We start from the raw sequence: 14,637 nt of genomic DNA on the forward strand, positions 1-14,637 counted from the left end.
AAATCTATAAACTTGTAAACAAACTTTATATGGAGGTCATTTAAAATTGGTATTAATTATCGTCTCTCTTATAGTTTCAGCAATTATTGCAATATTGGCAATTTTAATTATATTACTGTTTATTGTACCGTTAAAGACCGATTTTGTATTGGATACTGATAATTCAATAATACAAGCAACAGCTTTATGGCTTCATCCATTTATAATGGCACGGGTTACATTGGAAAACAGCACTCCGGTATTAAATATCCATGTTTTTGGAAAGCATTTCATAAAGAAAAAGCTAAATAAAAACATTAGTAAAGGCCACAGTCTGGAATATCTTGGAGCTATAGAGCCTGAGGACATACAAGTCAGTACCCGTTATGGGTTTAATAATCCCTTTGACACAGGTATTACTTGCGGAGCTGTAAATATGGTTTCGCAATTAATCAATATAAATACTTTTGAAAACCAACCGGACTTTCTTGCAGATAAAGATTATGTATATTTAAATGCTTCAGCCAAAATATACATGGGTTCGGCAATTATGAGAATATTACAAATACAACGACTTTACAGGAGGGATTTGCAATGGATACAAACATGAATCAGAATGTAACCGCATTATTTTCAAACCTTGAAGACTTTACTCAGAATGAAGGCTTAATAGGAAAGCCTGTTACACATGGGGATAAAACCTTTATTCCTGTAGTTTCAGTAACTCTTGGCTATGGAACAGGTAATACAGCCAGCAAAAACCATGGTACCAGTACAAAAGAGCAAGCAGGCGGAACTACCTCCGGTATGGCAAACAATATGGCTGGAGGAGCCTTGGGACTGGGAGCTAAACTTTGTACAGATGCAGTAATCATAGTAGATAAGGACAACGTTTCAATGCTTCAAGTTGGCCCTACTGCCACAAGCCAGCTTATGGACAAAATGCCGCAGATAATCTCAGGCATAGGTTCCATGGGAAAACAGCAACAGCAACAGGGGCAGCAGTCCCAAAGCGGTCAAAGTCAGCAATAATCAAAGACCAAAATTTTACTGAATATGTACCGAATAAACGTGTAACACTATTATAGCAAGTAATATCTTTTAACATGAAAGGACAATATACCATGGATAAAGTAGAAAACAGACAAGGTTTTGGCCTGGGACATCTTCTATTGCGTATAGTAATCGGGGCTGTCATTTTGGCAATTACAGCATTTATAACACCGGGTTTTTTGATTTCATCATGGTTTTCATTATTGCTTGCAGCAGTAGTATTGGCAGTACTGGACTGGGCAGTAAGCAAGGTAACAGGTGTAAACGCAACTCCTTTCGGCCGTGGAATTTCAGGCTTTATACTGGCAGCCGTTATCATTTATGTTATTAAGTTTATAGTACCGGGATATAATATATCACTCCTAGCTGCTGTTATTGCTGCACTGGTATATGGTGTAGTCGATGCAATTATTCCCGGACGTGGTATGTAGGTACCATGGAGGAATATCTGCAAAACTGACGTTTAGGAGCGGCTTGTTTAACAAGGCCGCTCCTAATAAAAAAAAATCCCTCTTACAAGGGAAAGATAAGATTATTATTGAATCAGTATGCCGTTATATAGATTATTCCATATTATATACAGTTTATACCTTTATTTTCCATACATTTCCTACGCCTTAGCACTTTCAGAAATCTTGAAAAGGTCTGAAGATGCGTCTTGTAATAGCATAGATATCTCATCCAAATCATTAAGAGTTTTTACCTGTATCTGAATAATAGTATCAAAATCCTGATAATCCCTGGAATTTCCAGAAGCTCCCCATGCAATTTTATCTACGGCATCAACAAATTCTCTGGCTGTCTGATAATGAGTATGCGCTTTGTCAGCAGATGCTTTAACAGTATCTGAAACATTGCTGATAGATTGAATTATTTCTCCAATACCTTTCTTGACTTCATTTATTCTGGCTGCACCATCTTCAACTCCCAGCAACCCGGAATTCATTTTGTTAACAGCGGTGTTAATACTTGCCTGTATTTCTTTGATTTGCTCTTTTATTTCAGCTGCCGAATTATTGCTCAGATTAGAAAGCTTTCTTATTTCATCCGCAACAACCGCAAAACCCTTTCCCTGTTCACCCGCCCTATTGGCTTCAATTGCGGCATTCAATGCCAGCAGATTAGTCTGTGAAGCAATTTGAGTAATAGTATTGGTAATCTCCCCAATTCTTCCGGAGGAGGATTCAAGGTTTTCAATAGATGTTGCAATAGAGCGAACAGTTTCATTAACTGAGGATATAAATATTTCGGCCTCTTCAACCGTCTTTTCTTTCAGCTTGGCTGTTTCCACCGCCCTCACACTATCCCCTACTGCCTTTTGCGCCTGTTCGGTTACGGTTTTTACACCTGAGATTATACTTTCAGTATCCAGTACAAACCCTTCCCTGTCAGCAGTCTTTGTTGCTGAAATTTTCTCCATAGTCGTTCTGTTTTGGTCAACGAGAGTCTTAACTCTCTGCTTCAAAGTACTTATTTCACTTCCTGTATCCTTAAACTGTTCAACCATCTTCTGTTGTCCGTCAATAACATTGTTGACCTGCTTACCCAATTTACCTATATCATTAGATGCTGCCATTTCAGCCCTAACGGTCAAGTCTCCCTTTTCAACCTTTGAAAGGATATTTGAAAGATAATGAATAGGCTTAACAATCCTGTTGGATAAAAGTAATGCAATCAACATCCCCACAATTATTGAAAACAGCGTAATAGCAATAAATATCCAGAATATGGCGTGCTTAATTTTTTCAGAAGACTTTATATCATCAGAAAAATAGTTGTTAAAAGAAGCTCTGAGCTTATCAGAATTATCGAGAAAAGCTTTATTAAGCTCAGACATACTCTTATACCCTTCTGAGACACCTCCATTCTCAAGAATTGCAGCTCTTTTAAATATCTCCTGAGCAGTACCGTCTATGGAGTTATTTAAAGCAGTAAGCTTTTTGATTTTTTGTTCAGCAAGACCATTTTTCAAAAGCTCTGCTAATTTTATTTCAATACTAGTTTTATTCTTTTTAAATTCAGCTGTTGAATTTTTATCGCCTGAAGCAGAATACAACAAAATTGCATTGTTTCTGTTTATTAGTATGGCTGTATCCGCAATCTCACTATAGGTATGTAAATCTCTGGCAATTTTTTTCATATTCCAGACCCTGTCAAAGCCTTGAGTTGCTCTGGCATTGCCAAGAATATTCTGGCTGGCTGCAGCGGCTGCTGAAATTCTCTGTTCAAGATCTTCAACCTTTGCACTAAAATTATTATCCTGAAGGATTGATTCATTGCTTCCTGATGTGTTTAAATACGTCAGAATATCAGCCAAAAGCTTTTTTATCTCCGTAAACTGATTATCAATATATCCTGAATCCGAATCAACCAGACCGATTATTCTGTTCAACTCCGTAATATCATCCATAAGCCTTGCCGACCTGTCCTCAATTGGACTTCCCGTTGTGTTTTTAAGTTCATTTATAATGTTTTGCATTTCATTAAAATTATCCTGAACACCCTTTAAAAAAGCATCAATGCCTCTGTTTTCAAAAGTTTTGATATCAGGACTGATTTTATCATTAAATAAACTCTTATATTCTTTGTTGATACTATCCAGTTTCTCAACAGTCTTTTTGTCCTCAGAACTTATTTTAGCCCCCTTTAAATTCTTTAACTCTGAGTCCATCTTGTTTCCTATGTCTGTAAAAGTTTGGCTGTCGTCACTGAATGAATTTACAATATCCGTTAAAACCTGCTGTCTTTGAGCAGACAACCGGTTTAAATCCTGTACTGCATCCTGATTTGACTTATTAGCTTCTATATTATTAACGGAACTAATTACTTTTCTATATCCAAAGAAAGAAATAGCAGATGAGATTAACGAGATTGCAATAACAATGCAAAATGCTCCGATAATTGTGCTTTTAATATTTTTCATATATAACAACCTCCAACTTTCCAGTGAAAATAGCCGAATATAAAAGAGTTCTACATTTTAGCAAAAAAATCCTTCAACTCAACTACCTTTTTCGCCATTTTTTTCTTGACTTAGAAAAAATATTATAGAAAAGCATATCTTTAATCTGTATAAGTAGCAGAAACAGGTTATTTTCGTATCAAAATTGGAAATAATTCTAATACATATATTTATAGAATGGTGGTTCAAATGAAAAATTTTTTTAAACCCGCATGGTGTTTGGTAATTATACTGCTTCTTTTATTATTATCGGTAATTTACTTACTTAATGCCAAATCTGCCCGTTTGGAGAAAACCAACAATGTTTTGGGCGAACAAGTCCAAAATATGTCCAGAACCCTGACGGAGCAAAATAAAGTACAAGAAGCAAACATGGAATTGATAAGGATTCTCCAATCAGACCAGACAAACTGTAAAACAAGATTAAGCGAATTTGCAAAAACGTATACCAAAATATCAGGCAGCTATGTAAAAAAGTCCAGCAGAGGTACATCCGTTAATATTGCAAATCACACAATAGAAGATATTATTAAGCTCAACACCCTTGTAAAAAACATGGATATGGCTTTTAACAACAACAATGACCTTAGATTGGAACTTGAAAAATCAAACAATGAGCTGGAGGAATTTGTTGACGCGCTGCCTACATTTATTCCCGCTAAGGGTAAAATCACTTCCCCTTTCGGGATGAGAAACCATCCCATTACGCACACAAGAAAGGTTCATAAGGGCGTAGATATTGATGCACAAACAGGAGACCCCATAATGGCAGCTGCTTCCGGAAAGGTAATATATGCAGGACTCTCCGGCGGCTATGGGAATCACGTTATAGTAGACCACGGTAACGGTTTTAAAACAGTATACGGTCATTCATCAAAACTCCTTGTCAAAGCCGGTCAAATTGTTAAAAAGGGTCAAAAAATAGCACTGGTGGGGAGTACAGGCAGAAGTACCGGCCCTCATCTGCATTTTGAAATAAGAATAGCCGATACCGCAGTAGACCCGGTTAAATATGTTGAATTTAAACCTCCAACACAGTAATACTTTCAGGCAATACGGGAAATATTGTATTTATCCCTTTAAAATTTACTAATATCCTTATAAAAGGAAAATTTCCATTGAATCAAGGGACGGCTATCTTTATGGGAAAGTTAAGCCATTAGTATAGTTTTGTCCCTTTATTTCGGGCATTTTCGTAACATTTAAATAATATGTACTAAAAAACGTTTTATGATATAATATTGTGAGCAAAATGTATTAATTTAAGGAGGATATTATGAAAGCTAATGAAAAGGCTGCATCAGGGACGGATAAGCAAAAAAAGAAGAAGAAGACCCCTTCGTCTCCAGCTTCTAAATTTACCCTTGCAGTTATAAAAACAGTGTTTGTTATCCTCATATCTTTAGGGTGTGTTGTTGGTGGTGTATTAGGCGGGGCCGTTCTCGGATACATAAAGACTGCATCGCCGATTACGCCGGATCAGCTTGAAATGACGAAAGTAACTTTCATATATGACAAGGATGGCAAGGAGATGACTCAGGTCAAAGGCGGTGAAAACCGAATACTTGCCGAACATTCTGAAATACCCGATAATATGAGACATGCATTTATTGCAATAGAAGATTCCAGATTCAAAAAGCATTCCGGTGTTGACAAAAAGCGTTTTGTAGGTGCTGCACTAAGCTATATTCTTAAATTCGGTAATGCTGACTACGGCGGAAGTACCATTACTCAGCAGTTGGTTAAGAATATAACCGGAAACACTGATTCTACAGTTAAAAGAAAAGTTCAGGAAGCCTGGCAGGCAATTGATTTGGAAAAAAAGATGTCAAAGGATCAGATTCTTGACAATTATATGAACAGAATTAACACCGGGTTGGGCTGCTGGGGTGTACAGGCAGCAGCAAAGAAATTCTTCAATAAAGATATAAAAGATCTTTCTCTTGCTGAATGTGCCAGCATTGCAGGTGTTACAAAATCTCCGGGAACATATGATCCTACATTAAGTGAAAAATCAAAGGCTGCAAACAAAGAACGTCAGAAAATCATCCTTGATGAAATGCTAAGGCAAAAATATATTACTCAGAACGAGCATGATGAAGCAGTAGCCGAGCCATTAAAAGTCTATAAAGGCACAAGTGAAGGTGCCAAAAAGTCTAATAATGTACAGAGCTATTTTGAGGACTATGTACTGACCCAAGTTAAAAATGACTTGATGAAGAAATACAATTTATCCAGCAATAACGCTACCATAAAGTTGTACAACGGCGGTTTGAAGATTTACACAACTCAGGACAGCAACCTTCAGAAAATAATGAACGAGGAGTTTACAAATCCTAAGAACTTCACTGCCAATGAAAAAATTAGCAATCCTGACATGCAGGCACAGGCAGCAATGCTTGTTATGGACCCGACTACAGGACAAATTCGTGGTATGTACGGTGCATATGGCGAGAAAAAAGCTAATTTCACCCTAAACAGGGCTACGGATATGAAGAGACAGCCTGGTTCAAGTTTCAAGCCTATAGCAGTTTACGGACCTGCAATAGACCTTGGTATTATAACACCTGCTACTGTAATAGATGACGTACCTGTATACCTTGATAAAGAACATCCCACTACCCCGTATCCAAGAAATGCGGAAACAGGCGTATATGAGGGACTTCTCACAATCAGGAGAGCTATACAAAAGTCACAGAACGTTGTGGCAGCTCAGGTGTGGATGAATCTGTTGGGAGCTCAAAATTCTATAAACTATCTGAAAAAGGTTAATATAGACAGGTCTAAAGAAGGCTATGTTTCAATGGCCCTCGGTGGCTTGAATGAAGGAGTTAATCCCTTGATTATGGCTTCTGCATATGTTCCCTTTGACAACAAGGGAGTTTATCTGGAACCCATATCCTATACGAAAGTAACAGATGATAAAGGCAATGTGATTTTGGATAAGAAAACAGACCAGAAGAGAAATATAGCTTACAAAGAAACAACTGCATTCCTTATGACAAGCATGATGAGAGACGTTGTAACAAACGGTACTGCTTCTATATCAGGAGGTTTGGGACGTGGAAGCTTGGGAACAGTAAAAAATTCCTCAGGCAAGGTAATACCTACCGCAGGTAAAACAGGTACAACCAACGATACCTACGATAAATGGTTTGTTGGATATTCTCCGTACTATGTGGGTGCTACCTGGTATGGCTACAATTACAATAAGACTCTGAAGGGTCAAGAAGTTTATCAGGCATTGAATCTTTGGAACAAGGTAATGAACAGAGCACATGCAAAACTTGAGCCAAAAGACTTCTCTCAGCCTCAGGGATTGGTAAAGAAAACTATATGCATTTATTCCGGCAAGCTTGTAGGTCCATATTGCAGTGGCGACCCACGTGGTAATGCAATAAAAACAGAGTATTTTGCAAAAGGTACTGAGCCAACTGACACATGTAATGTACACGTACTTGCTAAGGTAGATACAAGTTCAAAGGATATTTACGGACGTCCACTGTTGGCAAATCCCTTCTGTCCGCCAAGCTTGGTAAAGGAAAAGGTATTTATAAAGAGACCTGTTCCATATTTGCCGAAAAGTCCGCTGAAAGGCTCCTTGTCGTTGACTATCAAGGACTGGATATATCAGTTATCGGAAGAAGAATACTGTACAAAACATGGAAAGGGAGCAACTAACGTAATTCCACCGAATAATCCGGCAACTCCTTCTCAGAATACAGGTAATAGCAGTTCCGGTAACACACAAAACGGGAATAACGGCTCACCAAGCAAGCCGACTAACAGCGGAGGTACTCCGTCTGACAGCTCAAATAGCGGCGGTAACCTTGATGATATAATTCCATAAACATCGGATAGGAGGTAGCTGATTATTTCAGCTACCGACCTTCCACACCACCGTACGTACCGTTCGGTATACGGCGGTTCTCTAGTTTACACGTACTTGTTTATAGTAATCCGAAAAGAAGATGTACCCTAATTTCTTTAGAGTATCATTATTAAGAGTTCGGCTAAGTATAGGGCTACAGGAAATCCTCCAGTAGCCTTTTCTTGTATTCGCAAACTCATATGCTTTCTGCTTTTCAATTCCGAAGTGCATGAGCATTTTAATTCTTGTCTTGATTTTCTTCCACTGTTTCCAGTATACCATCCTTATCCTTCTTCTCATCCACTCATCTGTCTGATTCATCAAGCCTTTCATATCGGCTTTTCTGAAATAATTTATCCAGCCTTGAATATACTGTTTTAGTTTATTCGCCCTGAGTTCATTTCCCCAGCCGTTTGAGCGACTTGTGAGTCCTCTTATTTTGTGCTTCATCTTGCTGATTGATTTTGGGTGTATTCTGACTCTGTATTCCCCTTTGCTCCAATAAAAAGCAAATCCTAAAAATTTCACCTCTTTGTAGCGTGCAACCGTTGTCTTATCTCTGTTTACTTTCAGAAAAAGTTTTCCTTCGATAAACGGTATGATGTTATTCAGGGTTCTTTCTGCGCTTTTCCTGCTTTTGCAGAATATCATACTATCATCTGCATAGCGGACAAATTTATGTCCTCTCGCGGTCAGTTCCTTATCCAGTTCATTCAGCATTATGTTACTGAGCAGCGGACTTAGTGGTCCTCCTTGAGGTACGCCGACTTCTGTTTCCTCAAATTTATGCCTTACAACAACTCCTGCCCTCAGATATTTATGAATAAGTGATATTACTCTGCCATCTTTTATGGTTCTTGATAGTACTTCTATCAGCTTGCTTTGGCTCACTGTGTCAAAGAATTTCTCCAAGTCCATATCTACGACATATTTGTACCCCTCGTTCACATTCCTCTGGCATTGGTTTATTGCATCATGCGCACTCCTTTTCGGTCTAAAGCCATAGCTGTACTCTGAAAACTGTGTTTCAAATATCGGTGAAAGTATTTGCGAAATTGCCTGTTGGATTACTCGGTCAACAACAGTGGGTATACCCAACTTTCTCACTTTTCCTTTCTCTTCTTTTGGTATTTCTACCCTTCTTACCGGATTAGGATGGTATTTGCCATCCCTGATTGTTTGAATTAGCTGCTCTCGGTTTTCTCTGAGATACGGCAGAAGTTCATCTACCTCCATTTCATCAATTCCTCCAGCACCTTTATTGGATTTTACTTTCTTGAATGCCGCATTTAAATTGTCTTTGCCCAATATCTTTTTCAATAAATCATCTGTCGACAGGTATGTATTGGTGATGTTGTTTTCAGTTATCCTCTTGTGAGCGGACGCTTCTGCATACTCTTTCTGTTCCGCAGATACCTTTTGCAGATAGCCCTTATTTTGTGGTTGTCTGTCCTTATATTCACTTCTGGTAACATTCATTTACTTTCACCTCCTAAAGTTCAGTCCTTCCCAAATGGCGTCGACTTCATCTGGTACTACGACCTCGGCTGACTTCTCACGATAAATCTTATTTCAATCATGCTTCATACTTTATGTTTCTGCATGTCCGTGAGACCTCCCCAGGTAAGAGCGCAATCTTTCCTTCCATCTACCTGCCACATATACACCATAGGCTCCGAGTAGTTATTGGGCTTCGGCTTGTTATGCAGCCTTACCCGACCTAAATATGCCTGATGTGATTTCTGTTCGTCAGACCAGAAGTTTGCCTCCAGCTTTCTTCAGATTCCTCGTCACCAAGGACACCCTTGCTCTTGGCTATGTGCTTGGCACTACTAGCCCGCACTCGGGACTTTCACCCGTTAGATTGCGCCCATACTGGGCGCACATAGAAAAACGGCTTTTGCAGGAATAATGCAAAAGCCGTTTTTTATTTAACTAAAAGACTATTTTAATCCAATAAACAGTGTACCAACCTGTTCTCCGCTTAATATGTCAAGAATAGTTTCAGGGTGACTACCGTTTGTGAGCACCACATCTACCCCTGCGCCTGTGGCTATCTTTGCAGCACTTAACTTTGTTACCATTCCTCCGGTGCCTCGTTTAGTTCCCGCACCTTCAGCACACTCCTCAATCTCAGTAGTAATCTTATCTATAACGGATAACATCTTGGAATCAGGATTTTTTCTGGGGTCTGAATCATAGAAGCCATCTATGTCCGATAAAATTATGAGTAAATCTGCCTCTATAAGCTTTGCCACAATAGCTGACAGTGTATCGTTTTCGCTAAAGGTATCCTTCTGACCTACTTTAAGCTCAACTGTAGAAACAGAGTCATTCTCATTTACTATAGGTACAATTCCCTTTTCTAAAAGAGTTTCAAATGTATTAACAACATTTTTACGGCATTTATCATCGCTCATAATGTCTCTTGTCAATAGAATTTGACCAACAATGTGTCCATACTCTGAAAAAAATTTGCTGTACATATGCATGAGTTCACATTGACCTACTGCTGCAACTGCCTGCTTTTCCCTAATTGTTCTGGGCCTTTCAGGCAATTTAAGTTTATCAACGCCTACCCCGATAGCTCCTGAAGTTACCAGTACTACCTCTTTACCCTGATTTGATAAATCTGAAATAATTCTTGCCAGCTTATCTATACAAGTAAAATTAATTTTCCCGGTCTCATATGTCAAAGTAGAAGTACCCACTTTAATGACAATCCTTTGTGCATCTTGAAGTTTCTGTCTTTTGAAACACATTTTTATCAATACCCCTTATACCAAAAATCGCAACACCTTAAAGATTATATAATAAATCCGTGAGATTTTCCACTATGCTTCTTCCTGATACGATACACTTTTATTTCTCAATACGAAAGAGCTTAGAATGCTTTCAAGCTTGCCATATACATACTGGTTCTCAAAAATCAAAAACAGTATTGTCCCCAAAACCGTTGATGCAACTGCATCAAGAACACTATGCTGCTTAGTAAACCATGTAGACATGTATATGAGAATGCACATTGCTACTGACGAAAACCTCATAAGCAGCCCCTTGCCGTATTTCAATGTAAACATTGTAAGCAAAATAGTATCAAGCATATGGATGCTCGGGAAACAATTAACCGGCCTGTCCTTGCCGTAAATAATCAGTACTGCCTTTTTTAAAAGGTTGTCCGGTACTACCTCAGGGCGTGGAACCGTTGTCGGGTAGATATAATAAATTGCAAAACAAACAAACATACCAATTAATATACTGAATAATAGTTTGTAATAAATTTTCTCATTACAGTATGCCAAAACCAGCAGAATACCAAAGATATACAAATACCAGAATACATATGGTATTATAAACCATTCATTAAATGGTATCAGACTATCAAGAAAAGTAGTTACATCGTGAGCGCCCTTAGTAGTAACATTCAACAAGAAATACACGCACTGTGCCATTGGTATTAATAGCATAAACAGTACCCTTCGAAAATACACTACCAGATTGTCTCGATTTAAAAAATTATTAGTCATAAAATTTTTCTCCATAAGAATATTCTATATAACAACTAATTATACTCGAATTTTGAAAAATTGTTTACTTTTTTATCAGGAAATTTATAGGAACTCGTATTCCCTTGACCATGCCTGCTTTTCACCCGGCTCAATATGGACATTAACAAAGGCTTCAGGACTTGCAACATGTTTTGAGCCCCATAATGCAAATTTCTGTGGAACAAAATCGTCTGTTTCCTTTACTCCTGCTCCTGACTTACTGTCATATAACTCCCATGAACTGCTTCCGTTGCAATCAAAATCCTTAAACTGACTGTAAAATTCTCCGTTGAAGCTGTCAGGCCATGAAAGTTCTCTATCTTTAACAATAAGCTCTCCGCTGACATTTTCCATCTGTATATCACAAGGAAGTTTTAATGAATAACTGCTTCCTATACTGTTATTATCTATTCCGATAAAATTGTGGCAGTACTCCGTAGTACTTATTATTTTTTCTCCGGTGTTCTCCAATAGATAGGTTATTTTTAACCTGTTTTGACACAAGCTTATACTTTTTCTATATATGTAGCCATAACCATTGTGAATAGACATCACAACCGACAAATCAGCACAAGTATTATCGGTAATTACTTTAAAATCCAAGGGCTTAACCTCATATTTTCTGAAAAAGTCATAAGGCTCCGTATCCGGTCTCTTCAAAAGGCCTACCCCAATCTTTGGAAAATATTCTCCCACAGGAGTTTCATCAAAGCCCACAGGCTCACGTATTCCAAATTCTCCGCAAAGTCCGCAGCCTCCCGACCCTTTTCCCGCTTCATTAGATTCCTTCACACAAAAAGTATGTTTTCCATCCAAAGTAACCTGAGTAATAAATCCACACCAGTCAAATCTTGAGCCGTTATATTCTTTTCCGGGATATGATATATCAACGGAAAGTCTCTCATTACTTAAAACAATATTGTTACTCATAGCATCCTCCTTATAAATTGGTTTTGGCCAACATAATTACCTTATATTACAAGCAGATTGGAGTCAATAGTTTTCAAAGTAAAAGGGCTGATGTTTTGGGACTCCCCTTAACAATCAGCCCTGATAAATTCAGTTACATAAGTTTAATTACTCATCATCTTCAGCAACCATATTCTTTTTGGCCTCTTCAATGACTTTGTTCGCAACGATAGCGGGAGCTTCCTCATATCTTTCAAACCATAGCTTAAAGTAGCCCCTGCCATGAGTCATAGATCTCAAATCCGTAGCATACTTGAACATTTCAGCCTGAGGAACCTCTGCTTCAACCTGCTGCTGTCCGTTATCCATTGGATTCATGCCAAGAATTCTTCCACGTCTTTTATTCAAATCGCCAATTATATCTCCCATATATTTTTCAGGCACATAAATCTCTACATGTACAATAGGCTCCAATAGTACTGGTGAAGCCATGGGCAAACCTTTTTTATAAGCCAGTCTTGCAGCTATCTTAAAGGCCATTTCTGAAGAATCTACATCATGATAAGAACCGTCAACCAATGTGGCTTTAAGATTTACAACAGGATACCCTGCAAGCACGCCGCGCACAATGGCTTCTCTCAACCCCTTCTCTACAGCCGGATGATAAGATTTTGGAACAGAACCTCCGAATATTTTTTCCTGGAAAACAAGGTCTTCCGTATCACCACGCTCAAACTCTATCCATACATGTCCGTACTGACCATGTCCGCCGGACTGTTTCTTATGTTTTCCTTCCACCTTGACTTTTTTCTTTATTGTCTCCCTGTAAGGTATTTTGGGATTAACAAGGTTTACCGATACCCCGAACTTAGCTTTAAGTTTGCTGATAATAACATCCAGGTGCTGTTCTCCTACACCTGAAATAAGGGTTTGATGAGTTTCCGTATTAACTGAGACTTTAAATGTAGGATCTTCGTCCTGAAGCTTATGTAAACCAGAACTGATTTTTTCTTCATCACCTTTGGCTTTTGGCTCCACCGCCATTGAAATAGCCGGGTCAGGAAAAGTTATCTTTTCCAGTATGACTTTATTAGTCTGCTCGCAAAGAGTGTCGTTGGTATTGGTTCCTGCCAGTTTTGCAACTCCACCTATGTCACCTGCTATAAGCTTATCTGTGGGAATTTGCTTTTTACCTCTCATAACGAAAATCTGACCGATTTTTTCCGACCTCTCTGTTGTAGAATTAAAAACAGAAGAGTCTGCCTTCAAAGTTCCTGAATAAACTCTGAACATGGAAATCTTACCTACAAATGGGTCCGCAATAGTCTTGAAGACCAGAGCAGCAAGAGGTGCGGAGGCATCGGCCTTTAACTCAACAGACTCCTCCTTTCCCACTTTCTGGGCTTTTACTTTTATAGCTTCGGGAGACGGCATAAAAGCTACGATTGCATCCATAAGCTCTTTAACTCCCATATTATGGTGAGCTGACCCGCAAAATACAGGAGTTATTATTCCGTCAGCTATACCGGCCTTTATACCTATTTGCATTTCTTCAGCCGTAAACTCTTCTTCACCGAAAAACTTTTCCATAAGCCCTTCGTCAGTTTCAGCAATTAATTCATTAAGTGAGTTTTTTATTTGAGAAATTCTATCTGTTAAATCCGAAGGAATATCTGTATCTGTTACTTTATCCTTCTGGAATTTTTTCGCAGTCATATTGATTATATCTACAAAGCCAACATATTTATCAGCCTCATAGATTGGAAGCTGTAATGGTATTACGCTGTTGCCGAAAGTACTCAGCATTTTATCATAGGCAGCATAGAAATTGGCGTTATCTTCGTCCATTTTATTAATAAAGAACATTCTGGCGGCTCCATACTCTTTGGCGTAAGCCCATGATTTCTCTGTTCCCACGGAAACGCCACTTTTTGCAGAAACTACTATTACCGCGCCTTCTGCCGCACGGATGCCCTGCATTACTTCACCTACAAAGTCAAAATATCCGGGAGTGTCAATTACATTGATTTTATGATCCACCCATTCACAAGGTGCCATAGAAGTACTTATAGATATTTTTCTTTTAATTTCTTCGGGATCATAGTCAGACGTTGTAGTCCCGTCAGCAACTTTCCCAAATCTGTCCAGTACACCTGTATTGAACATCATAGCCTCTGCCAGAGTAGTTTTTCCTCCCCCACCATGTGCCAAGAGGCATATGTTCCGTAGTTTTTGCACGGAATAGTCCTTCATAATCATTCCCCCTTATTTTTTACAATTATTTCACACCTGTATAATAAACCGAGTTTCCCTTG

At 38.6% G+C, this 14,637-nt stretch carries 11 protein-coding genes; 5 read left to right on the forward strand and 6 right to left on the reverse strand.

The genetic code is table 11. The annotated features are described in order from the left end of the window. The first annotated feature begins 46 nt into the window (after positions 1-46). From P0092_RS19500 to P0092_RS19510, 3 genes are all read left to right on the forward strand, one after another. The gene (locus P0092_RS19500; RefSeq protein WP_004622404.1) at positions 47-589 is read left to right on the forward strand and encodes a hypothetical protein; all 543 of its coding nucleotides are present in this window, start codon (positions 47-49) and stop codon (positions 587-589) included. Next, positions 574-1,011 carry a GerW family sporulation protein gene (locus P0092_RS19505; protein ID WP_004622401.1) on the forward strand — a complete coding sequence of 146 codons (438 nt, stop codon included), beginning with the start codon at positions 574-576 and terminating at the stop codon, positions 1,009-1,011. The genes P0092_RS19500 and P0092_RS19505 overlap by 16 nt, the downstream gene beginning before the upstream one ends. A gap of 92 nt (positions 1,012-1,103) precedes the next feature. Continuing rightward, positions 1,104-1,463: a phage holin family protein gene (locus P0092_RS19510; protein WP_004622400.1), complete on the forward strand. Its 360-nt coding sequence runs from the start codon at positions 1,104-1,106 to the stop codon at positions 1,461-1,463. A 179-nt stretch (positions 1,464-1,642) separates the two neighbouring features. On the opposite strand, the gene P0092_RS19515 is transcribed toward P0092_RS19510, so the two are convergent. Next, on the reverse strand, positions 1,643-3,955 hold the full coding sequence (locus P0092_RS19515; protein ID WP_004622399.1) for a methyl-accepting chemotaxis protein: 2,313 nt from the start codon (positions 3,953-3,955) through the stop codon (positions 1,643-1,645). 228 nt (positions 3,956-4,183) lie between these two features. On the opposite strand from P0092_RS19515, the gene P0092_RS19520 reads away from it, so the two are divergent. After that, complete coding sequence (locus P0092_RS19520; RefSeq protein ID WP_004622397.1) at positions 4,184-5,035, forward strand: M23 family metallopeptidase; 852 nt, start codon at positions 4,184-4,186, stop codon at positions 5,033-5,035. A gap of 235 nt (positions 5,036-5,270) precedes the next feature. Continuing rightward, on the forward strand, positions 5,271-7,844 hold the full coding sequence (locus tag P0092_RS19525) for a transglycosylase domain-containing protein (protein ID WP_004622396.1): 2,574 nt from the start codon (positions 5,271-5,273) through the stop codon (positions 7,842-7,844). An 81-nt stretch (positions 7,845-7,925) separates the two neighbouring features. Here the strand turns inward: P0092_RS19525 and ltrA are convergent, their stop codons facing one another. From ltrA to fusA, 5 genes are all read right to left on the reverse strand, one after another. Next, positions 7,926-9,344, reverse strand: a complete 1,419-nt coding sequence (gene ltrA, locus P0092_RS19530) for a group II intron reverse transcriptase/maturase (RefSeq protein ID WP_004618377.1) — start codon at positions 9,342-9,344, stop codon at positions 7,926-7,928. Positions 9,345-9,808: 464 nt separating this feature from the next. After that, positions 9,809-10,627 carry a glutamate 5-kinase gene (proB, locus tag P0092_RS19535; RefSeq protein WP_004621547.1) on the reverse strand — a complete coding sequence of 273 codons (819 nt, stop codon included), beginning with the start codon at positions 10,625-10,627 and terminating at the stop codon, positions 9,809-9,811. A gap of 72 nt (positions 10,628-10,699) precedes the next feature. Continuing rightward, a complete protein-coding gene (locus P0092_RS19540) occupies positions 10,700-11,392 on the reverse strand; it encodes a phosphatase PAP2 family protein (RefSeq protein ID WP_004621546.1) in 693 nt (230 codons plus the stop codon). Between the two features lie 84 nt (positions 11,393-11,476). After that, positions 11,477-12,343 carry a hypothetical protein gene (locus P0092_RS19545; protein ID WP_004621543.1) on the reverse strand — a complete coding sequence of 289 codons (867 nt, stop codon included), beginning with the start codon at positions 12,341-12,343 and terminating at the stop codon, positions 11,477-11,479. A gap of 147 nt (positions 12,344-12,490) precedes the next feature. Then, positions 12,491-14,575 (reverse strand): elongation factor G, encoded by a 2,085-nt coding sequence (gene fusA, locus P0092_RS19550; protein WP_004621539.1) that lies wholly within the window; start codon positions 14,573-14,575, stop codon positions 12,491-12,493. Positions 14,576-14,637: the final 62 nt, after the last annotated feature.

This window comes from Ruminiclostridium papyrosolvens DSM 2782 (assembly GCF_029318685.1).
GTDB lineage: Bacteria > Bacillota > Clostridia > Acetivibrionales > DSM-1351 > Ruminiclostridium > Ruminiclostridium papyrosolvens.